The 26,063-nt window shown below is 51.9% G+C and carries 15 protein-coding genes, 1 tRNA gene and 1 pseudogene; 12 read left to right on the top strand and 5 right to left on the bottom strand.

The features are described from left to right. The first annotated feature begins 61 nt into the window (after positions 1-61). The 5 genes from NT073_RS12975 to NT073_RS12955 all read left to right on the top strand — a co-directional run bounded on the left by NT073_RS12975 (position 62) and on the right by NT073_RS12955 (position 9,450). Entirely contained in the window at positions 62-4,756 is a 4,695-nt protein-coding gene (locus NT073_RS12975) for a translocation/assembly module TamB domain-containing protein (RefSeq protein ID WP_297373888.1), read from the top strand. A gap of 73 nt (positions 4,757-4,829) precedes the next feature. Further along, positions 4,830-5,873, top strand: a complete 1,044-nt coding sequence (locus NT073_RS12970) for a glycoside hydrolase family 43 protein (protein ID WP_297373884.1) — start codon at positions 4,830-4,832, stop codon at positions 5,871-5,873. A gap of 58 nt (positions 5,874-5,931) precedes the next feature. Next, positions 5,932-7,080: a cellulase family glycosylhydrolase gene (locus NT073_RS12965; RefSeq protein ID WP_297373881.1), complete on the top strand. Its 1,149-nt coding sequence runs from the start codon at positions 5,932-5,934 to the stop codon at positions 7,078-7,080. Positions 7,081-7,267: 187 nt separating this feature from the next. Further along, positions 7,268-7,344 (top strand) — tRNA-Asp (locus NT073_RS12960). A gap of 384 nt (positions 7,345-7,728) precedes the next feature. Continuing rightward, the gene (locus NT073_RS12955; protein WP_297373878.1) at positions 7,729-9,450 is read left to right on the top strand and encodes an ATP-binding protein; all 1,722 of its coding nucleotides are present in this window, start codon (positions 7,729-7,731) and stop codon (positions 9,448-9,450) included. 28 nt (positions 9,451-9,478) lie between these two features. Here NT073_RS12955 and NT073_RS12950 read toward each other — a convergent pair whose 3' ends face one another. Together NT073_RS12950 and NT073_RS12945 are read right to left on the bottom strand one after the other, a co-directional pair. Further along, positions 9,479-9,889 (bottom strand): hypothetical protein, encoded by a 411-nt coding sequence (locus tag NT073_RS12950; protein WP_297373875.1) that lies wholly within the window; start codon positions 9,887-9,889, stop codon positions 9,479-9,481. Positions 9,890-10,270: 381 nt separating this feature from the next. Beyond that, positions 10,271-14,527 carry a CheR family methyltransferase gene (locus tag NT073_RS12945; RefSeq protein ID WP_297373871.1) on the bottom strand — a complete coding sequence of 1,419 codons (4,257 nt, stop codon included), beginning with the start codon at positions 14,525-14,527 and terminating at the stop codon, positions 10,271-10,273. A gap of 170 nt (positions 14,528-14,697) precedes the next feature. Between NT073_RS12945 and NT073_RS12940 the strand changes: the two genes are divergently transcribed. After that, complete coding sequence (locus NT073_RS12940) at positions 14,698-15,723, top strand: chemotaxis protein CheB (protein ID WP_297373868.1); 1,026 nt, start codon at positions 14,698-14,700, stop codon at positions 15,721-15,723. A gap of 115 nt (positions 15,724-15,838) precedes the next feature. On the opposite strand, the gene NT073_RS12935 is transcribed toward NT073_RS12940, so the two are convergent. Further along, positions 15,839-16,657, bottom strand: coding sequence for a LytTR family transcriptional regulator DNA-binding domain-containing protein (locus NT073_RS12935; protein WP_297373864.1), 819 nt, complete (start codon positions 16,655-16,657; stop codon positions 15,839-15,841). A gap of 112 nt (positions 16,658-16,769) precedes the next feature. Then, positions 16,770-17,756 (bottom strand): glycosyltransferase, encoded by a 987-nt coding sequence (locus NT073_RS12930; RefSeq protein ID WP_297373861.1) that lies wholly within the window; start codon positions 17,754-17,756, stop codon positions 16,770-16,772. 252 nt (positions 17,757-18,008) lie between these two features. Between NT073_RS12930 and NT073_RS12925 the strand changes: the two genes are divergently transcribed. From NT073_RS12925 to NT073_RS12900, 6 genes are all read left to right on the top strand, one after another. Next, complete coding sequence (locus NT073_RS12925; RefSeq protein ID WP_297373858.1) at positions 18,009-19,316, top strand: glycosyltransferase family 1 protein; 1,308 nt, start codon at positions 18,009-18,011, stop codon at positions 19,314-19,316. Continuing rightward, positions 19,313-19,912, top strand: coding sequence for an HAD family hydrolase (locus NT073_RS12920; protein ID WP_297373856.1), 600 nt, complete (start codon positions 19,313-19,315; stop codon positions 19,910-19,912). The genes NT073_RS12925 and NT073_RS12920 overlap by 4 nt, the downstream gene beginning before the upstream one ends. Positions 19,913-19,981: 69 nt before the next feature. Next, positions 19,982-21,058, top strand: a complete 1,077-nt coding sequence (locus tag NT073_RS12915) for a glycosyltransferase family 9 protein (RefSeq protein WP_297373852.1) — start codon at positions 19,982-19,984, stop codon at positions 21,056-21,058. Between the two features lie 11 nt (positions 21,059-21,069). Continuing rightward, positions 21,070-22,860, top strand: a complete 1,791-nt coding sequence (locus NT073_RS12910; RefSeq protein WP_297373849.1) for a carbamoyltransferase C-terminal domain-containing protein — start codon at positions 21,070-21,072, stop codon at positions 22,858-22,860. Positions 22,861-22,866: 6 nt separating this feature from the next. Beyond that, the gene (locus tag NT073_RS12905; protein ID WP_297373846.1) at positions 22,867-23,844 is read left to right on the top strand and encodes a glycosyltransferase; all 978 of its coding nucleotides are present in this window, start codon (positions 22,867-22,869) and stop codon (positions 23,842-23,844) included. A 36-nt stretch (positions 23,845-23,880) separates the two neighbouring features. Continuing rightward, positions 23,881-24,945, top strand: a complete 1,065-nt coding sequence (locus tag NT073_RS12900; RefSeq protein ID WP_297373843.1) for a glycosyltransferase family 9 protein — start codon at positions 23,881-23,883, stop codon at positions 24,943-24,945. A gap of 106 nt (positions 24,946-25,051) precedes the next feature. Here NT073_RS12900 and NT073_RS12895 read toward each other — a convergent pair. Next, positions 25,052-26,063 (bottom strand): annotated as a pseudogene (locus NT073_RS12895) (malto-oligosyltrehalose synthase); the annotation flags it as partial.

Here is a 26,063-nt window from a genome sequence, read left to right as displayed (position 1 = left end):
ATAGTGTCTAAGCTTTCGTAAATTCTGTTTATTTGTTGTAGATTAAGCATTTCCGCCCCGGATGCGTCAGTTTTTCGCCATATTTCTCAAAACACTGCTTTACCTGGTCCTTACGGTACTAGGTGTGTTCTTGGGCATTTTACTGAGCATTCAACTCCCGGCCGTTCAAACACGACTGGCTCAGAAAGGTGCTGACTGGCTATCGGAAAAGCTCCTTTTTCCGGTAACACTCGATGGGGTTTCAATTAAATGGTTCGATTCGCTGACGCTCGAAGGCGTGCATATCAACGACCGGCAGGGCCGACCCATGATCACTATCAAGCGGCTCGATGCCGATTACAATCTTAAAAACCTGCTCGATTCATCGGCCCATAACATCCATCTGGATGAAGTGGTGCTGTATAAGCCTGACGTCAAAATGATCAAAAATCTGACGAACGGCGACACCAACCTCGATGACTTCATTGCCCGCATCGAAGAACTCACCTCCGATCCTACCAAACCCAGCATCCCGAATCAGAACGTGCCCTTTACCATTGGCCATATCCATCTGGTAGACGGTGCCTATACGCTCGAAGACCCGCGGGAGCCCTTCATGCACAACCGTGCCAACTTTGATTACAACCACTTTACACTCCAGCATCTCAACGCCGAGGTTAGCGACTTTCTGGTGCTGGGCGATACAATCGCCTTTAAGGCAAAGGGACTATCGGGCATTGACCGCGACTCCCGGATAAAAATACGACAGCTCGATACCCATTTCCTGTATTGCAATACCAAGATGGAACTCGGGCGCTTGTATGCCCATATCGGTAATTCGATTATCCGCAATGAACTGACGTTCTTCTACGATAGACCATCAGCGTTCGGTGATTTCAATAGCCGGGTACGGCTGTACGCTAACTTCCGCAACAGCAAAGTGGAATCGAAAGACCTGGGGTTCTTCTCAGATTATATGCGGGGCCTTAACGAAACCTGGCTCCTGAGCGGCATCTTCGCCGGCACGGTGAACGACTTTCAGCTTCGACGTACCGACCTTCGGTTCGGTGCCAATGGCCGCAGTAAGCTAGCGGGCGATATAGCCTGGAAAGGACTACCCGATATGGACCACACAACGGTCAATTTCGCCTTTACGCCCTCACTGGTTACCATGGCCGATATTCGCCAGTATTACCCTGATTCGTCGTTTAACAAAACTATTCAGAAGTTAGGAACGGTTGCGTTCAACGCCATGTTTGTAGGAGCCTTCGATGATTTCAAAACAAGAGGCACCTTCCGGACAGCCATTGGCAGCGTAACTGGCGACCTCGCACTGAAACTTCCAGCCAATGCCGATCTGACAACGTACACGGCGAAGCTGAAAGGCGAAAGTTTCGATCTTGGTCAGTTGTTGAACCAGCCTGGCCAGTTTGGCAAACTCGACGGCGAAGGCCGGATGACCGGCCGGGGCACCGACCTAAAACGCGCCAACGTTGATTTCGACGGAACCTTCGGCCAATTTGGCTGGCAGGGTTACCAGTATCGAAACGTAACGACCCGGGGTAATTTGCAGAAAGGTATTTTTCAGGGTCAGCTAGCTGTCCAGGACCCTCATCTGGCCTTTAACCTCGATGGCGAGTTCAACCTGAGTGGTCTGCGTAATCGTTATGATCTGCACGGTACCGTTACCCATGCCGATCTGCGGGAGCTGGGGTATCTGCGCGATTCGCTGGAGATTCAAACGAACCTGAATGTACAACTGGAAGGCAGCAAGCTCGACGATATTGTTGGGCAGGCCGTCTTTACTAACTCAACACTGACCCTTAACCAGGCCCAGCGTACCCTGGCGGTCAATAAACTCACACTAGCCTCATCCATCGAACGACACGCCGGAGCCCGTCCTGACTCGGGTGGTACGCAGCGCTATTTCGACCTCGACTCCGATTTCCTGACGACGCGGCTACAGGGTACGTTCGAGCCGCAGCGTACTATTGATGACCTGACAAAATTGGCAAAGGAGTATCAGCTTTATTTTGCGGGCGATGCTGCGGGTATGAAGGCCTATTACGAGCAGAAACAACAGCGGGCCACCCGGCTCTCAAAGCGAATAGGGGACGCTGGCACCGGGCGGTATGGCATTGATTACCAGTTTATCTCGAAAAACAGTGCTCCCCTACTGGATTTCTTCCGATCGAAGGTGTACATAGCGCCCGATACCCGACTGGAAGGGCGTTTTACGGTCGATAATACATCATTCCTGACGGCAACGGTTAAAACAGATTCGCTCCGGTTCGGTAAAATAGGGTTCGGTCCCAGTGACCTCGATCTGACCACGTCTAAATTCACCTACGGACAGGATGTACTGGCCTCGGCCATTATTTCGTCGAAACGGCAGGTGTTCACGTCGCTCCTTCCCACGCGTAACCTTCAGGCCGAAGCCTTCTGGGATGTCGACCATATTGAGTTTACAAGCCGGATAGAGCAGGCCGACAGCACCAGCCGGTATGTGAACCGGGCCGACCTGAACGGCGAACTTCGCTTTAAGGGTGATGCGATTGATTTAACCTTCAACCAGTCTAAACTTCGCGTGCTGGATGGCGACTGGGTACTCAACCCACAAAGTTTAATTCGGAAAGTTGGCGATGAGTACACGATTCGGGATCTATCGCTGCTAAACGAGAATCAACTCGTCCAGGCATCAGGTAAAATATCGGCGGACTCTTCGCAGCACCTGGCCGTAGAAGCCCAGAACTTTCTGCTGGCTTCGCTTAACTCTCTCCTCAATACTACCCTCGGCGGTACGCTCAACGGGTCGATGGCCATTCGGAATTTGTACGATACGCCCATCATAGAAAGCGCCTTATCCGTTAGAGCCCTATCGTACGAAAACGCACTGATTGGCGACGTTCGGGGGCAGGGCGAATGGGACCAGCAAGCCCAACGACTTAATGTTGATGCCCGGGTGAACCGCGAAGGGACCGACGTGGTCATACTGTCGGGTAACTACACCCCCCAGCAGAAGACAAACCCAATGGCCATGAGCGCAACGGTAAACAATGCCGATCTGGCCCTGCTGGAGCCGTTTACAAAAGGGCTGTTTTCCAACCTCGGCGGAATCGCCAGCGGTATTGTCTATGTTACCGGCAAACCCGCCGTACCAATCCTGAAGGGCGAAGTAGCCATAAAGGGAGGCCGTGGCCGGTTTGATTATCTAAAAGCTGATTTTAGCTTCGACGATAAGATTTACTTCGGAGAAAACGAAATCATTACCCGGCAACTTACCCTGCGCGACCCGCAGGGCAACACAGCATTGCTGCGCGGAGGTGTTTATCACAACGGATTTCGCTCCTTTACGCTGGGCTTCGATGCCGATTTCAAGAATTTCAAAATCATGAATACGGCCTCCCCGGACAATGATGCCTTTTACGGACAGGCGGTGGTAACGGGTAAGGCGGAGCTTTACGGTCCGACGAATAACCTGACAATTCGCGCCAATGTTACCAGCAACAAAGGCACCCGAATTTATATCCCACTAGACGGGGCGACATCTGTAGCCGCCGATGAGCAGATTCGGTTTATTGACCGTACAGCAAGCCTGATGCCCGGAAGACCAGGGAGCCAGACGGCCACCAAGTCCGACAACGACATTGATCTGTCCAGGATTCAGATGGACTTCAACTTCGACATTACCCCCGATGCCTACTGCGAAATCCAGCTTGACCGTCAAACGGGCGACATCATCAGTGCCTACGGACAGGGGCGCGTCGCGATGAAAGTTGACACCAAAGGCGACTTCACGATGACGGGCAACTACGACATTCAGAAAGGAGAATACACGTTTACCTTTCAGAATATCATTAATAAGCGCTTCCAGATTAAGCCGAATAGCCGCATAACCTGGACCGGCGACCCTTACGGCGCTCTTCTGGACGTAACGGCCGCCTATACGCAATATACATCACTGGCTCCCCTGCTCTACACCAGTGGAGCATCCAGCCGGGCCGACCAGAGTCGACGGTATCCGGTCGATCTGGTCATCAAGCTAAACGGCGAACTGGGCGCACCCGCTATCAGCTATGATCTGGACATTAAGGAGTATCCCTCCTCATCCGATTTCCGGCAAGCGGTTACGGCATTTGAGTCGCGGATTCAAAGTAATGACCAAGAGCTTACCCGGCAGGTCAGTAGTGTTTTGCTATTCAATCAGTTGCTTTCCGAGGGTACCAGCCTTTTCGACCAGGGCCAGGTAAATACAGGAGTCGCTAACAGCGTCAGTGAATTGATCTCCAATCAGATCAGCCGTCTGGCATCGAACCTCAACGAAAACCTGGATGTCGGTGTGTCGTTCGGCGGATTTACCAGCGGTACACAAAACGAAAACCTGCTGAACAACCTTCAGCTTCGCTTCTCGTACCGGCTGCTGAACGACCGATTACGCATTAGCCGGGACGGCGGATTTACGTATGGCCAGAGTCAATACAATGCAGCCAGTTTACTTGGCGAGTGGACGCTGGAGTACTTCATTACATCGGATGGGCGTTTGCGGGCCAAAGTGTATAACCGTAACCAGCAGAGCATCCTGAGCCAGACCAGTCTGAACAGTACCATCACGACGGGTGGCGGTATGAGTTTGCTGTATACCCGGTCGTTTAACCGGCTGTTTGGCGGCAAACGGAATACACCCGGCCTGACGCCCAACAAGCCTGGTGATGAGCCTACAGCGTCTCCCAGCCCCGTATCGACGTTCAATGTAAACGGACGAAGCACCATTCGGTAGAAAGAAATAGATCGACGAAGGGTTAAAAGAATACCTTTTTCTCTTTATCTGATTATATTCTCTCCTACGATCCATGAACACTGGTCACCGTCTGCTTCTTGTTTTACTATTTATTGTTTCAGGTCCTACCCTGCTGGCACAGCGTACCTTCACAAATCCCGTGAAATCGTCAGGCCCCGACCCCTGGGTATTGCAGAAAGATGGCTGGTATTATTACATGAATACCACCGGCCGAAATCTCACCCTCTGGAAAACCAGAAACGTAGCCGACCTCGCTACGGCGGAGAGTAAAGTCATCTACACGCCCCCCGCCGGACTACCCTACTCGCGGGATTTATGGGCCCCGGAGATTCACTTCTTCAACAACAACTGGTACATCTACTTTTCGGCTGATTCGGTCAATAATCTGTCACACCGCGTATGGGTTATTGAAAACACCTCGCCTGACCCCATGCAGGGCGAATGGATATTGAAAGGAAAGATCGGCGATAAAGCTGACCACTGGGAAATCGACATGTCAGTGATAGAATACAGGGGGAAACTGTATGCTGCCTGGTCGGGTTGGGAAGGCGCAACCAACGGACGGCAGGATATCTACCTGGCCAAGCTGAAAAACCCTTGGACAATTGATGGCAAACGGGTCAAAATATCACAGCCTGATCAGCCCTGGGAGATGCACGGCGATGTACCGCAGGAATGGCAGAAGAATGGCGAAGTCCCCAAAATATACGTAAACGAAGGACCCGAATTTCTGTTAAATAAGGATAAGTTATTCATCGTTTACTCGGCCAACGCCTGCTGGCTCGACTACTGCATGGGTCTCTTAACATTTACGGGCAAAGGGGATCTGCTCAACCCAAAAAACTGGGTAAAGAGTGCCGGACCCGTTTTTGAGCAATCGCCAGAAAACGACGTTTGGGGCCCTGGCCATGGCGGCTTTTTTCGCTCACCCGATGGCACACAGGACTGGATGATCTACCACGCAAATCCATCTGCGACAGACGGCTGTGGCAACAAACGCGCTCCCCACATCCAGCCATTCACCTGGAATACTGATGGCTCGCCTAACTTTGGCAAGCCGGTCCGCAAAAAGCCCATGCCCGTTCCGGCAGAATAATTCGCCCCTTATTACCTTCTGTAAATTCCTTATTACACCTAATACCAATCAATTACCTATGAAGCGTTTATCGTTTTTAGTGCTCCTGTTTATTTCTACCCTTTCGCTGGCACAGCAAACGGGCGGCTCGGCTCGCTGGTCGGCGACCAAAGCGAATGCCTGGTATGACAAAGAACCCTTTCTGGTGGGGGCCAACTATGCACCGGCCAATGCCATCAATGAACTGGAAATGTTTCAAGCCGAAACCTTTGATCCGGCCACTATTGACAAAGAATTGGCCATGGCCGAGAGCATTGGTATGAACACCATGCGGGTTTTCCTGCACGACCTGCTTTGGCAGGACCCTGCCGGGTTCACCAAACGGCTCGATCAGTTTCTGACCATTTGCGCCAAACACAAAATCAGGCCAATGCTTGTCTTGTTTGACTCGTGCTGGGACCCAAATCCCAAACTTGGCAAGCAGCATGCGCCAACACCGGGCATTCATAATTCGGGATGGGTACAAAGCCCCGGAGCTGATGCCTTAACGGATGTATCGCAATATCCGCGTTTGGAAGCGTACGTAAAAGGGGTAGTTAGTGCGTTTAAGAAAGATAAGCGCATACTGGCCTGGGATGTCTGGAATGAGCCCGATAACACCAACGACAACAGCTATGGACAGAATCACACTTTGAAAACAGAGGTACCCAAGCTCCGGAAGATAGCCATCGTGACGAGCCTGTTGCCACACGTTTTCGAATGGGCCAGAGCAGCAGGTGCCACACAACCCTTAACCTCGGGCATATGGGTGTACCGCACACCGGAAGAATGGCAAAACCCGGCCAGATGGACCCCTATGGAGAAAGTGCAGATGGAAAACTCAGACATCATTACCTTTCACCAGTACTCCAATCCTGAAACATTGGAAAAAACGATTCCTGCCATGCTTTCGTTTGGCCGTCCGGTCATTTGCACCGAATACATGGCGCGTGGTGTCAACAGCAAATTCCAAACACACCTGCCCATAGCGAAAAAAGCTAAAGTTGGTATGATTAACTGGGGTTTTGTAGCTGGGAAAACGCAAACATTCATACCGTGGGATAGCTGGCAGAAGCCCTACGTAAACGGCCGCGAACCGGCAATCTGGTTCCATGAAGTATTTAAACAGGACGGAACACCGTACGATCCCGAAGAAATCACCGCGATAAAGGCAAATACGGGTAAATAAGTACCAGGCACTAAAAAATATTTAAAAAAATTCACCTCCCAAACCAACTGATTCCCAACGTATAGCCTTACGCAGACAGTTTGAAGAAGATTTTTTTTTAACCTTGCCCTTGCGCTGAATACCATTAACCCCTACTTTTGTGCCACGATCAAGGAAGACGGCAACGGCAACCGGAAGTCAGAAAGTTGGTTCGGTAGTTCAGTTGGTTAGAATACCTGCCTGTCACGCAGGGGGTCGCGGGTTCGAGCCCCGTCCGGACCGCCAACAAATGCAAAGCCCTTACAATGTAAAAATTGTAAGGGCTTTTTTGTTGCCATACATTCCAGTGTACAAATTGAGTGTTTGAATGCACAATTTTCCGCTCCCCGTTTAATCAGAGAGCAGGCCCCCCTGGACCGACTCGTACGATCTTACGACTCAAAACACTCTCCTGCAAAACCTTAATTTATCTAGCTATATAGAATTACGATACTATCATATCAGTAAGTTGTTTTACTTTTACCTCTGTTTACTCGTACAAACGCGGTACAGCTTATACTATACGCCGTACTCATGCTTGACAATTGAGTGAATATGAAGTATCAAACTCTACTCTGTAGGCCAATTTACCCATAAAATTTACCCGTACTCCGTTTCGACGCCTTCGGTATGAATCTGAAGACCTTGCTGCCATTTCTACTTGCCCTTACCCTGCTGACCGTTGTGATCCTCATTGACCGCTACAACTTTAACCAAATGAGGAATTACACGATTCAGGTAGACAGAAGCCGGGACATCATCAACCGGCTCGAACGTCTATCCAATCACTTCAAAAGTGCACAAATATACAGCCCGGCGGCTGCGGCCAAGGCCCCGTTAGACTTTTACCAGCTGTATAAATTCGAAGCCATCGATTTATGCCGGGAACTAACTCAGCTGCGTCCTTTGCTGAAAGCCGACTCAAATCAGTACAAACGATTCCTCATTGTCAATCGGCTGATCGAGCATCATTGGAGCACCCTGATGGAGAACAACATTGCTGAACTTATCCAGCAGGAACAAGGGTGGCGTCTTGATGACCTGTTTCGGGTACACCAGCTTATTAACCAGGCTGTCGATTATGAGAACGCCCTGCGTCAGAGTCGTCAGCAGGAACTGACCCGCTCAACGGCCATTAGCCAGACAGCTTCGAATATGTTTTCGCTTATGGCCCTGTTTATACTGTTGGTAACGTTTGGGGTTAACGTGCGGCTAAATCACCGCCGAAAAATGCTACAAGGCTTTCTGGGCTCAATCCTGAACACCTCCCGCAACGGAATCGTCAATTTACAGCCTGTTCGGAAGCAGGACCGAGTGGTTGACTTTAAAGTAAATTATGCCAATGCTGCGGCAGAAGACCTGCTAGGTATAACACCAACCCAGATTAAAGGGCAACATCTGCTTAGTTTACCCGGCTTTGAGAACGGAAAGACTGAACTGATGAATCATTTTCTGAGGGGCATGAACACCGATCAGGCTGAACCATTTGAATGGTCGCTTCAAATAAAAGGGGCCACTGTCTGGCTGTACATTATTTCGGGGCGACATAATGGAGGCTTAACCGTCACTCTCCAGGATATCACCTCCCTGAAGCATTATCAGCAGGACCTCCAGGCCAAAATTGAACAACTCAACCGGAGTAACGAAGACCTGCAGCAGTTTGCGTCTATTGCCAGTCATGACTTGCAGGAGCCGCTCCGAAAAGTGCAGTCATTTGGCGATATTCTCAGAAACCAGTACTCAGCTCAGTTGGGTGAAGGTGTCGACTATTTGCTGCGAATGCAGAATGCCGCAACCCGAATGTCAATACTTATTAAAGATTTGCTGAGTTTCTCCCGGATTTCAACGGGAGAGCCCAGCAAGATAGCAGTAAACCTGGAAGACATTGTTCAAAAGGTACTGACTGACCTGGACTTGCAGGTGGCAGAAACCAGGGCAGCAATTGACGTGGGCGCGCTGCCAACGTTGCCGGGAAACGCGTCGCAACTAAGACAGCTATTTCAGAATCTGCTCAGCAATGCACTCAAGTTTCATTCGGCAGACTCAACGCCCATTATTCGAATAACCTGTCAACCGGCCGGTGCCGACGAGTTGCCCGCTGGCATGCACATTGTGCAGCCAACAACGGCATATCATCGTATTGATGTGATCGATAATGGTATTGGTTTCGAGGAGAAGTACCTCGACCGTATCTTCCAAATCTTTCAGCGGCTGCACAGCAAACAGGCGTTTGCGGGTACGGGCATTGGACTGGCTATATGCGCTAAAGTGGTGGCTAATCATGGCGGATTCATTACAGCCCGGAGCCAAACGGGTCTGGGAGCCACCTTCAGCGTATACCTACCGGTTTGATGCACTCATTCCGGTTAGTCGACACCCATTAGATTTCCAGGCTACTATCCGACTCGAACGGCGCTATTTCATTGTACGTAATCAACAGGTCGTTCTCTAAGGGAACAGCTGAGATAGCAAACAGACGAGTCTGGGCTTGATTTAACTGCAGGCTGCGGGTTTTAAAACGGACCGGCTTTTTCGTGCCAATTACCTGCCAATATGTAGCCATAGCTTCTTTATCAGCCAGTTGAGGGAAGTGCGTTCGTACTGACTGGCCGAGTACTTCGGTAGCCGGGTGGTCAAGATCTTCGCGAGCGACCGAGTTAATCGCCCTTAAAAATAAATCCAGTGGGGTTCCTCCGACACCGAAAACTGGCTGGAGTACTAGTACGCCGTTAGGCGAGGCCATCAATACACTTTGTACTAATCTGGAAGCCTCAACAATTGACTCATTCATCCCTGATAACTGATTTTTCCACCAGCCAGAAATGCCGGGGTAACTCCTATCCCTTACGTTGACGTTGAGCAAGTTTAACCCTATTAGTAAATGTGCAGCCGGATTGATCCGGCACTAGCTGTGCTTATGCACTCTGTAGTTCGCAGCAGTTTGCCTTGCCGGACTACAGACCTTTTGGTAAAAATAGTATTTTCTTCGCATTTATATAGTCCAGAGTATGTAAACCACATACAAAAAAAAGGCTACAACAGTAACCTTTTTGTCATCGCGAGCTCTAAATTAAGAATTTATTGCAAAATAAATCTAATTTTAATGATAAAATATATTGGCATTTTTACAAAGGAGTAAATCGATCTATAACGTTTAATTAACGAAGGCGACTTACCGCTTAGCAAAGCGTACTTCAATCAACGTCCCCTGGCCCGTATTGCTTTCTACAGTCAGGGTGGCCTCTAACAAATTACTAAGCTGCCTGACTATTGATAGACCGATCCCTTCACCAGAACTGCCCTCTTTGGGTACCAACTCCATTTTGTTAGCATCGGGCGATCCCGAATTAAGCGAATCGACAAGCTGTCGGGCGGCTTCTTCGGGTAAACCGGGGCCGGTATCTGATACGCTGAACCGCCAGCCGGTATTCTCTTCGCCCAACTCCCACGATATGGTTACTCCCCCCTGGCGGGTGTATTTCAACGCATTCAGAATAAGGTTCTGTGCAATACGCTGCACTTTTACCATGTCGCCGGTAACGGGCAGAGTGTCAGGACCATTTACTTGTAGCCAAAGCCCTCGGTCTTTGGCTAAAGGTTCCATACTCGTGCTTAACTCCTTAAACAGATAAGACACATCGAAAGGCTGGCTGAATACCTGCTCCTGGCCGGACTCTAGTCGAGAATAGTCCAGAAGCTGAGTCAGTAGGGCTGTTACCTGGCCCAGGTTTCGGTTGAGCATACTCAGCATCTGCTCCCGCTCCTCTTTGGTATCCATCAGGTTGAGGAGAGCAGCCGCCCCCTGAATAACCCCGAAACTACCGCGCAGATCGTGCGAGGTAGCCCGTAAAAACTCGCCCCGTTCCCGAACATAGCGACGCATCTGCTCCAGATCCTGCATCGTTTTCTGGGAATGTGCCAATTCCTGAATCCAGCGATCCTGTTGAATCTCAGCCTGCTTTAAGGCTGTAATATCCAATCCGGTCAAGATAACCCCATCGTCATGTTTATCGATCGATATACCCATCCAATGGTCATAACCGGCCATTTGGGTATGCTGTTCCCGATAGGCCACTTTGCCGGTTCTATGAACCTGCCGCAGTTGGTTAAGGGTATCTTCCTGCCACAACACGGGTGCCAGTTCGGTCGCTAATGTTCCTGCCAGATTAGAAATTGGCAGATGGGCCATCTGGGCAAATTTCTGATTACAGACAATCACCTTAAAATCGACTAATTCCCCTTCTGGTGTGCGTACAGCTTTCAGCAGGCCGATAGACGCTGGCGATGTATTAAGTACGGCCTGTAGATTTTCGGCAGTTTGTGCCAGTTCTGTATTGGATTTCAGAAGCTGTGAATTGGCTTTCGTCAGCTCTTTAGTGCGAGACTGAACCCGGCTATCCAGCTCCTGGTTGAGGCTTTTCTGCACATGAACTTCAGCACAGGTGCCAATGTAGCCGCTAAAATTACCGTCGGTATCGAAGGTTGGCTGGCCATTTTCCATCATCCAGCGGTATTCGCCATCGTTCCGTTTCAGGCGATATTCGGCCTGGTATGGCTGGCGGGCGCCAAAGTTTGTGATGACCGTAGCAATGTAGCCCGATCGGTCTTCAGGATGAATATCCATCATCCATCCCTGGCCAGTTGCCTGCTCCGACGACCGACCGGTATAATCAAGCCAGGCTTTATTGAAAAAGCTATATCCGCCGTCGCTATCGGCAACCCAGATCAGTATAGGTGCCTTATCGATCAAGGTATGAAACCAGGCCTGACGTTCTTCCAGCAACTGCTGTACCTGCTGCTGTTCGGTAATATCTTCAATAGCCAGCAGAATGGCCTCCTGCCGGTGCTGCTCAATAACCCGGCGGGCGTGAATCAACATCACTTTTTCGCCCACACCCGGAAACTGGTGCCTCACCTCAAACGATTGAATCAGCACATTTTTCTGGATAACCTCTTCCAGCAACTCGCGCAGACGCGGAATATCCCACTGCCGGTTGTTAAGTTCATAGATCAGCCGCCCGATTGTCGCTTCTTCGGGTATTTTGAATATTTGAAAAAAGGCCCGGTTGGCACTTTTCACCCGCAGGTGTTTATCAAGTACGATGGTGGCTTCGCTGATGGTCGAAAAAATAGCTTCGGCGTACATGTACGCTTCAGCCAACTGGTCATTGCGTACCTGCAATTCCTGATTTATGGTCTGCAACTCCTCATTGGTCGATTCTATTTCTTCTTTGCTGGTTTCCAGCTCTTCGTTGATGCTCTGCAGCTCTTCATTGCTACTCACGATCTCTTCGTTGACCGACTGAAGCTCTTCGCTGGCAATTTCATGCTCTTCAATAATAGCGCGCATGTCTTCCCGCATCGTGGCCAGTTCTTCTTCTAGTTGTTTAACCCGACTATTTCGGCCGTTGCCCGAGGCCGGATCATCTAGTAGCAGGCCCCGCTCCTCCCAAAACAGGATTAAAAACAATCGTCCTTCGGTAGCATCATTCAACGGTACTACCTCAATGGAAACCATGTATTTTCTGCCGCTTACCGTTATTTCAATGCCTGTTCGGCTTTCTTTCTGCCCCGATTTCCGGGCTTTTCGTACCGCATTGCGAATTTCGAACGCCAGGGCGGGACGAGCCATTTTCGACAGATTCAGGCTGGCACGCCCCGACACATGTTCCAAAAAAAGGCTGGTTTCTCCCCGAAACTGGAGAATATCCAGTTCCTGATCTACCACCACACTGGCGGGCGTAAATTGGCGGAGCAGTACCTGATCCACAATCTTATCTAACTCGTTCACAGTCTGGCGTGCTTTACTTGGTTGATTTTTAGGGCTCCCTCCATCGCTCAGCCCGAGGCTTGACGAGCGGGATTGCTCCTGCCCATCTTTTCGATCAATAACTACCTGGCTTACCACTACCCCGGCAGATCGATCATTTTTACGGACAAATATCTTATAATTTTTGTCAATGAGCCTGAACAAAGCCGAAGAAGCCGATACCGTTTCTGATTTACCTAGCAGTAGATACCCGTCATGATTCAATGCATAGTGAAACGTGATGAGTGCTTTTCGTTGTAACAGGGTATTCAGGTAGATCAGCAGATTGCGGCAGCTGATCAGATCAATTCGGGAAAAAGGAGGATCTTTAAATATGTTGTGCGGGGCAAACACGCACATATCCCGGACCGATTTGTTGATCTGATACATCGACTGGTGCTTTGTAAAAAAGCGCTGTAGTCGCTTGGGGGATATGTTCACCACCTCACTAACGGAGTAAAGCCCCTGCCGAGCCCGGTTAATGGCGTTTTCGCTGAGGTCGGTAGCAAAAATCTGGATGGTTATGCCCGGTTCTTCCTTATCGAGCGTTTCCAGCAAGAGCATAGCCAGCGAATAGGCCTCCTGCCCGGTTGAGCAACCGGGTACCCAGATACGTAAAGGGAGACGGTCGTTTTTTTGCCTGATAAGTTCGGGAATAATGTCCGTCTTTAGAAACTCCATCGTTTCCTCATCCCGAAAAAAGCTGGTTACATTGATCAGCAAATCATTGTAAAGCATACCTGGTTCGGTAGGATGCTCGCGCAGGTACTGTAAATACGCTTTGAGCGTGTCTAGTTTGTACAGTAACATACGACGAATGATCCGCCGGCGAATAGTGGTCATTTTATAGTTACTGAAGTCGACACCTATAGTTCTTCGCAGAAATTGAATGATGGGTTGCAGTTCTTCACTGGTCGATTCCGTTAACTCATTGGCATCAGGTTCAGCATAAGTTTCGGCTACGGCCGTTTGCTCAAAAATAGCGGCTTGCTTACTAAGATGTTCCAGTTCGTGCGCTATTTCGGCTGGCGATAGAATCATATCGACGACCCCTTCTGCAATGGCAGACTGAGGCATAACCTGAAATTTTGCGGATGAGTCCTGCACAATCGTAATGCCACCGGCTACTTTAATCGCTTTAAGACCCAGTGTTCCGTCGTGGGCCATTCCGGAAAGTATAATGCCAATGGCACCCTCCTTCTGCCGTTCGGCCAGAGATGTAAAGAACTGATCGACGGGCATGTGCGGGGGCTGAACTGCCTCCGTAGACTCGCCGTTTACGACTTTCTTCCAACGGGGCATGAGTGTCAGTACCCCATCCACGATTTCCATATTCTTGTCCGGCGGAATTATATAAACCGTATTGGCTTCAATTTTCACCAGGTGTTCTGCTTCCTTAACAATCATTTCTGTTGTCCGGCCCAGAATAGACGACAAATGGCTTTCAGCCGATGTGTTAAGGTGTTGGATGTAAACGTAAGCCAGACCAGTAGCTGGCGAAAGATGTTTTAAGAGTTCAGAAAAAGCTTCCAGTCCACCGGCTGATGCGCCGATAGCGACTACTGGAATTGATGATACTGTTGAGGAGTTTGAAGCGTTAAAGGAACGTTGACTTGGCATGAGTCTTTTTTGTGTAAACCAACTGACAGTTCAATTGTTGACATATTGTTTTGAGGCACTAATTATACGGCTTAAACTAATTCGCACAGGCTAAAGCAAGCAAATTCTTTATCTGTCATTTCACTGGCCTGACACCAGAAGTACCCTTCCTGTAAATAACCCTACTCATAATGGCAAGACGAAATATTGTTGTAATTGGCGCATCGGCGGGTGGTGTGGTGGCGCTGAAAGAGTTAGTACGCTCGTTTCCACCCGACTTCAACGCCACTATTTTTATTGTTCAACACATTGCGGCTTATGCAACAAGCATGTTGCCGGAAATACTTAACCATGCCGGTTCGCTCAGAGCAGTTCACCCAGCCGATGGCGATTCGTTTCAGCCGGGCATGATTTACATTGCCCCGCCCGACCACCATATTCTAATCGAAGAAAACCGGGTATTGGTGAAGAAAGGCCCCAAAGAAAATAGGTTTCGGCCCTCAATTGATGCCTTGTTTCGGTCGGCCGCCTATAATTTCGGCGAACGGGTAATTGGTGTTGTATTGACTGGCCTGCTCGACGATGGTACGTCGGGAATGTGGTCGATTAAACGGCTGGGGGGCATTGGCATCGTTCAAAAGCCGGAAGATGCTGAGTACTCCAGTATGCCCTCCAGCGTACTCGAATATGTGGATGTAGACTATGCAGTACCACTGGCCAAGATGGGGGCGCTGCTAAATCAGCTGACCTCCGAAGAGATTACCCTACCCCACCTCACCCTTTCTCCCGAAGAGGAGCAAATCTTGAAGACAGAAGTTCAAATAGCCTCCCAAAAAAATGCGTTCGAAATGGGAATACTCGAGATGGGCGATCTTTCGCCTTTTACCTGCCCGGAGTGCAGCGGTGTGCTGGTCCGCTTCAGAGAAGGCAAACTGATCAGGTACCGATGCCATACCGGACACGCTTATACGGCGGGGTCGCTGTTGGCCGAAGTAGACAAATCTGTGGAAGACAACCTCTGGAAAGCCGTCCGGGTTATTGAGGAAGCCATTATGTTGCTGGAAGAGTCGGGCAAGGCATCTGCTGAGGGGGGCGACGACCTCGGGGCTGAGCGGTTTTTCAGCAAAGCCCGCGAAAACCGTGATCGAGCCAACATGCTGCATAAATTCATTTTTCAGCACGAGCCAGTCCTTCAGCAAAACGGTGTTCCTAAATAAAGCTAGCTAACCGTTAAGACACCCGACAGCAGCCGTTGGGCGTAGTCTGAGACTACGCCCAACGGTGTTGACTATGACCAACGGCCACTATATTAAAACCGGCAAAATTATATGCTTAGCAATAGGCGGGCAGTTCCGCAATTTTCAGCCAGAACTGACAGATGCGGTCAATTACCTGCGCGAACGCCATATCGCCTTCCTTCATCGTGATTACGGAGTTGGCCTGCCGTTCATAGCCTTCAATGACCGACTTATCGGTTGGCAATGCCAGCAAAACAACGGGCACCCGGCACAGACGCTGATCGTTCTTTAACCGTTGTAGAGTCTGCAATTGCTCCAGGGTATCGGATCGAGCATCCAGAAATACCAGCGCAGGTAGGTCCGACTGCGCTAAGTCATCGAGCAACTCCGGTAAATGGATGCTTTTCGGGATCGTCTCGACCCGATAATCAGGCCAGTTTTTTGTAATGATCTGCCGGGCCAGAAACGCATTTTGCTCATCGCTGGTCACCAGAAACAGCGAAGCTACCGAACGCCCCACATTACTTTGTTCGTTTGCCGGACGCGCATCGTCCAGATACACCGACTCCTGCAATGGTTCCTCGTTGTTGCCGGGCGACAGATGTTCGCCTAGCGACTGGGCTACCTGATTCCACCGGCGACGGCTTACGGGAAATGTTTCTCCGCTCTGGAGCTGGATTTTGCCCGCCATTTTCTGGCGCAGTGGGCGGTGTAGGCTTTGTACATAGTCAGGATTGATCAGGGCCGTTTTATGGACCCGAATAAATCCCGGCAGCCGACCCTCCAGGTAGCTGATCGGTTTTGATAGCAGTTTCTTCTCTCCATTTCTGAAATGAAGCCAACTGTAGTTGTTGGCACCTAAAAAGTAGGCGATTAATTCCGGGCGCTCAAGGGCTGGGTTTATAATGCTCATGAAAATAGAGGAAGTTCAGGATTGTAAGGTTGAGTTTTCTATACACCAGCAATTAGCCAGGCCTTGGGTTGAGTAGTATGATCTCCCCGTCAGCGGGCTAATCTTCCGGGTATTAATAAACTACTTCGTTCGCCGGATTTACGTTGGACGCCTGGCTGATTACTTCGGCAAACACAGCATTCCAGTCGTCAACGAAACGAGGTAAGCCAAACTCACGAGCCGCCAGCTCTCGGGCCTTGTCGCCCATACTCCGGGCTTCGGTTGGGTTATCCAGCAAAAACTGCATACCCGCCAGCAGTTCTGCGGGGTCGGCCGAAACAAATCCGTGAACCCCGTTCTGAATCACCGTTGGCAGCTCCGTAGTAGCTACGGCCACAATGGGCATACCAATCGTCATGGCTTCGATAACTGCCAGTGGCAGGCTGCTGTAACGCATCGGGCTGAACAGAAACCTGTATTGGGCAACAGTATGGTGCAGGCGGGTGTAATGAATCTCGCCGATGCCGCCAATCTCCGCCGATTTCATGCCCGCCACCGTGAGGGGCAACTGCTGCCGCAACTGCTCGAACAGATCGAAACCCGCCATACGGCCCCGGCGCTGGAGTTCGTTGACAACCACAATTCCCTCCCGGCGCTGCCCCGTATACTGTATCGTTGGGTCAATGGCTACGCTATGTTTAATAACGCGGGTAGGCGTCTGACCATTATCCCACATCAGTCGGTTGTAATTGGTTACATGAACGAGCGTAACGGCCGGATCATCGGCTGCCGGATGCCGGGAATCGGTTGGGTGCGGCTCAGGCGTGTTATGCTCCAGATAAATGGTGGGCAGTTTCCGCTGTTCGGGCGATAGAATCTCGAATCGATCGGTCTGATAATTCCGGGGAGTTTGGCAAATAATCAGATCCAGGTCGAGGTTCTGAACGTCCCCAGCGGGTATTTCCCGAACATAATCGGGCATGGACGAATCCTGTCCACGACCGCAATAGCCTTCCGGCGCACCAGGTTTAACCGGCAGATACCAGTTATGCTCTGCCTGCGTGATAGCGGTTAGATAGGCTCCGTGAATGTGCCAGATCAGAATATTCAATCGTTGCATTAGTTAGTCAATCAAGCCATTGAGGGGCAAAGTCTGCCCAGTAAGATTGTGTTGACTAACGCCCCCACCTGATCAACTGTTTGCCAGCTTCACCTAATCTACCGGTTTTTTAGCCCTGTGCTCCGTTACCTCACTATTTGAACATAAACGGTTCGTCATACGGGCACTCATTAACCTTAGCGAACAAGGTGCAGTTAATCCCATACTTTATACCAATCACTTGATTACCTCAACACATAAAAAGACTGGGCTATGGATAAAAAGCTGGCGCTTATCTCCGAACATGCGTCTCCAATGGCAACCATTGGTGGTATCGACGCAGGTGGTCAGAATATTGCCGTTGCCGAGTTGGCAAAGGAGTTGGCAAAACTAGGCTTTAGCGTAGATGTGTTTACCCGGAGCAGCTCTCCTACCGAGGCCGAAATCGTACAGTGGCAACCCCGAATACGCGTCATTCATGTGACCGCCGGAGCGCGGCAATACCTGCCTAAAGAAGCCTTGCTGCCTCACATGAACGAGTTTGCCCAGAACATGAGTCGATTCATCCGCAAACATGCCCTCAACTACTCCGTTACTCATGCACACTTCTTCATGTCGGGACTGGTAGCCCTCAGAATCAAACAGTTGCATCGCATCCCGTTCGTTGTAACGTTTCACGCACTGGGGCTGGTTCGGCGCCAATGCCAGGGCAATTCGGATGGGTTTCCAATCGAGCGTATTATGATCGAAAAGCGGATCATGCAGGAAGCCGATGGTATTGTTGCCCTCTGCCCGCAGGACAGCGACGACATGATAAAATTATACGGTGCCGATGCATCCAAAATTACAATCGTTCCGAATGGCTACAACCCGCAGGATTTCTTTCCCATCCGGCAGGAGCTGGCCCGTCAGACGCTGGGCCTCGATAGTCAGGAACCTATGCTGCTTCAACTGGGCCGGATGGTTCCGCGCAAAGGAGTCGACAATGTAGTGCGGGCGCTGGCTATTCTCCGGCAGAGGCACGGTATTGCGGCAAGACTCCTGATCGTGGGGGGCGATTCGCGCCAGCCGGACCCCGAACTCACGCCCGAAATCGGCCGACTTCAGGCACTGGCGTCATCGCTTAAGGTAACGGACTTGGTTACGTTTACCGGCAGCCGCACGCGCGACGAACTCCGGCATTATTATAGTGCCGCCGATGTATTTGTGACCACACCCTGGTATGAACCGTTTGGCATTACCCCGCTGGAAGCCATGGCCTGCGGAACACCCGTGATCGGAGCGGCCGTGGGGGGCATCAAACATACGGTCCTGCTGAACAAAACGGGCTTTCTGGTACAACCGAACGACCCCTCGGCGCTGGCCGAAAAACTGGCGGTGCTGATTACGAACAAACCCCTTCGCCAACGATACAGCGAGCAGGCCATTCAGCACGTAAAGACAGGTTACACCTGGGCAAGAGTGGCCCAGCAAACCGCCGATTTATATGACTTGATTACCAACGGCCGGGTTCAGACAGGTTTCTGGCTACGGGGCACCGGCCATCAGACCTCTTCAATGCCAATTCCTGACAGATCGTGAACAAAGCTATTTTTTGGGATAAAGACGGCACCCTCATTCCCGACATCCCGTACAACGTTGACCCTGCTAAAATCACGCTCTATACCGATGCCGGAAGCAGTTTATGCCGACTGCGGGCCGCCGGGTTCAAGCTAATCATCATCTCCAACCAGTCGGGGGTGGCACATGGGTATTTCAAAGAAAGCAAACTTTCCAGCGTCTGGAACCAGCTCACGGAACTGCTCAGCCCCTATGGTGCCGAACCCGATGGATTTTATTACTGCCCGCATTTTCCGGGGGCATCCATCAAACAGTACGACTGGGTATGTACTTGCCGAAAACCCCGACCGGGCCTTCTACTCAAAGCCGCCAGAGAACATCAGATAGACCTGAGCCAGTCGTGGATGGTTGGCGATATCCTTAATGATGTAGAAGCCGGCAACCGGGCCGGTTGCCGTACGGTGTTGATTGATCGGGGCAACGAAACAGAGTGGCTCATCAACAGCCACCGGCTGCCAACCACGCGGGCCAAGTCGCTCAGTGAAGCTACGGATTACATTCTGGCCACCACCCGTCAACTGGTGCGGCCGGATGGCTCCGATGCATACCCGATTTGACCCGTCACTAGCTGAATGTCATCAGCCCGTAAATTAGTAAACCATGTACCTCAACGCACTGCACTACGTATGAATTTCTGGAAAGACGGGCTGCGTCTGTTGTGCGTCAGGCTGGATAATCTGGGCGATGTACTGATGACGACACCGGCCTTTCGCGCCATAAAAACGACCTGGCCAGCTACCCATCTGACGCTGCTGACTTCGTCGGCGGGAGCGGCTGTTGCGGAGCTTGTACCCGACATTGATCAGGTGCTGTCGTTCGATGTGCCCTGGGTGGCCGGGCAGCAGCAGCAACCGGACCGGGTCATTTCCCTGGCCGACCGTTTGCGCGGCCATAACTTCGACGCGGCCATCCTGTTCACGGTGCAGAGTCAGAATCCACTACCGACGGCCATGCTCTGTTATCTGGCCGGTATTCCCCGCCTACTAGGCTATTGCCGGGAGAATCCGTACCAGCTTATAACAGACTGGGTTCCCGATCCCGAAATACTGGTAGCTACCCGGCACGAAGTTGTTCGGCAACTGGAACTGGTTCGGGAAATTGGCTGCCAAACCAGCAACCGTCGCCTTTCCCTGACGCCCTCCATAGCCGATCAGCAACGGGTGCGCCAGCAGCTAACCAATGCCGGACTCGACTTTCAGCGCCCTTGGCTGGTGCTGCATCCGGGCGTGAGTGAGGAGAAACGTCGGTACCCGGCCGAAAAATTCGTACAGGCACTTTTGCCGCTTATGCAGGACTCCGGGTATCAGGTAGTCCTGACGGGCAGTAGACAGGAGCAGTCGCTAACCAGCCAGATTCAGCACCGGCTGGCCGGGCGGGCGCTGGATCTGGCTGGTCAACTCGGCCTGGGCGAGTTGGCGGCTCTTCTGGCCGAAGCCCCGCTGCTCCTTGCCAATAATACCGGCCCGGTACATATGGCGGCTGCGCTGGGAACGCCCGTTGTGGTACTGTATGCCAAAACAAATCCGCAGCATACGCCCTGGCAGGTACCTAACCGGGTGCTCTATTTTGACGTTCCAGCCAATCTGCGGTCGAAAAATAAACTCTTACAACAGTTTCCGGAGCCAGCGGAACCAGCCGCATCGCCCGAGGCCATTGTCCGGGCTGTGCATGACCTTATGGCTCAATGGCAACCAATCGCTTAACCAATCAACGAATGTATACTTTAGGAATCAATGCGGCTTTTCATGACCAGGCCGCTGCACTTGTCAAAGACGGTGTCGTGCTGGCCGCTGCCGAAGAAGAACGCTTCACGCACATCAAGCACGGCAAGCGTCCAATCCCTTTTTCTACCTACGAACTGCCGTATAACGCCATTGATTTTTGTTTGAAAACGGCCGGTATCAACCTGACCGACATCGACCATATTGCGTACTCCTTCGACCCGAACCTGGTCATTGCCGACCACGAGACGAAAAACACCGTCGAAATTCCGCTGAAGCCGGGGGTCAGTTCACTCAATGGCTGGCAAAATCCTTACGACGGACTTTTTCTTTCTTCCATCCTGAACGCGCCCGGCCATTTGGTCGACGGGGTGCCACACCACCTCTCCGACCGGTTTCGGGGTGCTACGGCGCAGGGACCTTACCAGTGGCACTTTGTAAATCATCACCTTGCGCACGCAGCGAGTGCCTTTCTTCCCAGCCCCTATGAGCGGGCTGCGGTGCTGGTGATCGATGGCCGCGGGGAGGTCGCAACAACAAGCTACTGGCTGGGCGACGGCAACGACATGACCCTGCTCGATGAGGTTAAACTACCACATTCGCTCGGGTTACTGTACGAAGAGCTGACGACCTATCTGGGATTTCTACACTCGTCGGATGAATACAAGGTGATGGCGGTAGCCTCCTATGGACAGCCCATGTATGTCGATTATTTCCGGCAGGTTATCCAGTTGGGCGAGGGCGGACAATACACCATTGCCCCGCTGAAACTGGAAGAAACCTTTGGTCCGGCCCGTCGGCGCGGTGGTCCACTGGAACAGTTCCACTTCGATCTGGCACATTCTGTTCAGGCCGTTCTGGAAGAAACCGTTCTCCATTTGCTCAACTGGCTTCACGAGAAAACTCAGGCCGATTCGCTCTGCATGGCCGGAGGGGTAGCGCTCAACTGTGTGATGAACGCCCGTCTGCGCGACCGTGGACCATTCAAGAACATCTGGGTTCAACCGGCCGCTGGTGATGCCGGTACCGCACTTGGCGCTGCCATGTGGATCGACGCCCAACAACGGCCGTTGCCCGAGCGTGCCGAACGGCGTTATGAAATGCACCACGCCTACCTAGGCCCCAGTTTCAGCGACGACGACATTGAAGCGTTTCTGCGCTGGTCGAAGTTACCGTACCGTCGACTGACAGACCGCTCGCAGGAAGTTGCGGCTTATCTGGCCTCGGGTCATATTATCGGCTGGTTCCAGCAGGGAATGGAATTCGGCCCGCGTGCGCTGGGTGCCCGCTCCATTTTGGCACCCCCGTTTCCGGCCGAGATGCAGGCGAAGCTGAACGACCTGAAAGACCGCGAAGATTTCCGTCCGGTAGCTCCGGCCGTTTTGGAAGAAGCCGCCGACGCGTACTTTCTGAACGCCCGCCAATCGCCGTTTATGTTGTTCGTCAACGATGTACGACCGGAGATGGTCGATGCCATTCCGGCCGTTACCCATACCGACGGAACCGCCCGCATCCAGACTGTAAACGAGCAGCAAAATAAGCCTTACTATGACCTGATCAAGGCCTTTGCTGAGCAAACGGGCGTTCCGGTGCTAGTCAACACGTCATTCAATACCCGTGGCGAACCGGTTGTTTGTACCCCCCGCGACGCCGTGGAATCGTTCTGGACATCGCCCCTCGACGCGCTGGTGATCGGCTCGTTCATGCTGGAGAAAAACCGGGATGGTCTGGGCGAAACCTACCGGGAACTAACCCAATCGGAAACCGTCACCGCCGACGCCTAGTAACGTATGGAACAACCTGTGGTTACCGTTATCATTCCTACTTATAAACGACCGGCTTTGCTGCGGAACTGCCTGCTCGCTCTTAACCAACAAGTGTTGTCAAAGGGAACATTTGAGGTCATTGTAGTGGACGATGGGAATGAAGCAGCCGTGGCCGAACTGGTAGCGGAGGTTGCGGAACAGACCGGCTTAAAGGCCCGTTACCTGGGTCAGCATGAACGCCAGGGACCGGCTGCCGCCCGTAATGCGGGCTGGCAGTCGGCCCGGACGCCGTTCATTGCGTTTACCGACGATGACTGCCTACCTCAGCCGGGCTGGCTCAGTACGGCGCTGGTACAGTTTAATCGGGGGGCACAGGTACTAACCGGGCGGGTTAAAATGCCGATGCCCGACCAGCCTTCGCATCACGACAAAACAACGGCACTGCTGGAAACCGCCGAGTTCGTTACGGCCAATTTATTCTGTCGGCGGGTGGTGCTGGAGCAAGTAGGTGGATTCGATGAGCGGTTCGATATTGCCTGGCGCGAAGACAGCGATTTACATTTCAAAATCATTAAGGCGCGAATTCCTATTCTTTCCTGTCCCGATGCCGTGATTATTCACCCCATTCGGTCGGCACCCTGGTACGCACCCCTCCGCGACGAACGAAAGAACCGCTACGATGCTCTCCTTTTCAAAGAGCACCCGACTTTGTTTCGTGAACGCATTCCGGCTTATAAATGGCTCGTGATCCGGTACTATACCAGTGTCGTATCGCTACTGATTGGACTCATTGGTTTACTAACCACTAATAGTCAAGTAGTTGCCATAGGCTTTACTCTTTGGCTATTGCTCACACTGGTACTGATGAGCGAACGGTTAGCCAACCAGCCAATCAACGGTAAGACGGTAAAAGCGGCCCTGCTTACCAGCCTGGCCACCCCTTTTCTGTCGGTCTACTGGCGATTGTACGGTGCCTTTTCGTATCGTGTCTGGTACTGGTAGTTCGCTACCTCTTGATGACCTACTACGCTACAATACATGGACAATTTAACGAACACGCTGGGGTATCCCCCCCGGCGAATTGCTGTATTCCGGGCTATCCAGCTCGGCGACCTTTTATGTGCGGTACCAGCATTCAGGGCCTTGCGGGCCGCGTTTCCAGACGCCCATATCGCGCTGATCGGCCTACCCTGGGCAAAGGAATTCGTTGCCAGCTACCCACGCTATTTCGATGAGTTTATTCCGTTTCCTGGTTGGCCCGGCCTGCCCGAACAACCTGTTGACCCCGTGAAAACGGTTCTTTTTTTGCAACAGATGCAGAACCGGCACTGGGACGTGGTTTTGCAAATGCAGGGAAATGGTACGCTCGTCAATGCCATGCTAAGTCTCGTCAACGCCAAAGCGCTGGGTGGCTATTATCCGGCCGGTACGAAGTCGGAAGAATGGGCGGCACGCACGGGCTTATTTTTTGACTATCCGGTCAAAAGTCATGAAGTGCATAGGCATACCAGCCTGATGACCTTTCTGGGCATTGCCTCGCAGGGAGACGCGCTCGAATTTGAACCCAACGAAACGGCCCGCCAGCAGGCATTAACAGTATTGACAGAATGTCGGCTGAAACCCGGCCAGTACATATGTATTCATCCCGGCGGGGTATCGGGCCGACGGTGGCCTGTCCATCGCTTTGCCGAGGTGGCCGATGCGCTGATGGATAAGGGGTATACGGTTGTACTGACCGGAACGGCGGGCGAAATCCCGATCATTGATGAGGTTCAGAGCCGGATGGAACACCCGGCCGTATCTCTCGCCGGGCGCACCAGTTTAGCTACGCTGGGTGCCATTCTACAATTTACCGCCCTGCTGGTCAGTAATGACACGGGGGTTGGTCACCTGGGCACGGCCTGCCACACGCCCAGCATTATCCTCTTCACCTCCGCCGATCCCGCCGAATGGGGACCGCTGGACACCAGTCGGCATCGGGTAATTTATGAAGACGATGCCCAAGACACCCATCGGGTTATGACCGAAGCCAATATGCTGTTGACGACTTATCGACCCTATTATCTGGAAACGCAAACAAGGACCAACAATGCCAGCGCGTAGTCTGTGATTACGCGCTGGCATCCATTCCGGTCAGAGACCGGATAACACATGGGCGTAGTCACAGACTACGCCCAGCGTATCCTAACAAGCCCAAAAACTTCCTGTTTCAGTGCTGGTTCATTTCGGATAGGGGGACACCTGCATTCCGATTATAGTTGACAGACTCCAGACTAAGTACCGCCAAAGGCAGAGCGGCAAACAAATCCGATACCGCGATACCATTTCCTGTTTCTCCGCGACTATTCACCAGTTGGTGCTGCCAGATTGCAGGGGCTTCGGCGGGCAGGCTGATGCGCGTATCCTGCCAGTCCAGACCGAACGCATCGGTTGACTCCGTACTGCACAAGTGAGCCAGCCCCAACGGAATAGCAACCACGTACCAGCTTTCTGCACGACGCCGGGCAAACGCCAGCACATGCTTCTTATAACGCCCCTCCACAGCCAACGGCAGGTACTCGCCCGAAGCGAATAGATCAGGATACCGGTTTCGTTCAGCCAGCAGGGTATGCACCAGCCACTGCTTGATACGGGCATCGTACCGATTCGCCCACAAATCGGCCCATTGGTTGCCGGATGGATTGTTCAGCAATTCGGCGAGCGATTGCTGACGACTGACAAAGTCGACCGGACGCCGGTTGTCTGGGTCAACCAGGCTCAGGTCCCAACCCTCGCAGCCCTGATAAATATCCGGCACGCCGGTAGTGGTGCATTTGAGCAGCACCTGTGCCAGCGAGTTGATAATGCCAAAGTCGGCCACACGCTGGTGGAATTGCCGAAAACTGGCCCAGAATGGACGGCTTCTGTCCAGTAGGTTGATGGCAAAGTTCTGGGTGGCGGTTTCGTAGGCTTCGTTGGGGGCGTCGTAGGTCGAATTGCGTTTGGCTTCCCGTAAGGCTTTTTGCAGGTACTCCGTCAAACGATCTGGAAAATCCGTCTCCTCAGAAGTAAACGCAGCGGAATCATCACCGGGCATTGGATAGGCCCCGATTAGGGTCTGGTAAATAAAATACTCGTCGTTGGCGTCGGGCGCTTCGGAGGTGGTGTCGCTGCCCGTATCGGTCGACTTCAGGTCTTTGTTGAGCTGCTGCCATTCCTGCACGGCGGCAATCCATTCGTCG

The sequence above is a fragment of the Spirosoma sp. genome (assembly GCF_026391055.1).
GTDB lineage: Bacteria > Bacteroidota > Bacteroidia > Cytophagales > Spirosomataceae > Spirosoma.
This window is presented reverse-complemented; position numbering and strand designations above follow the sequence as displayed.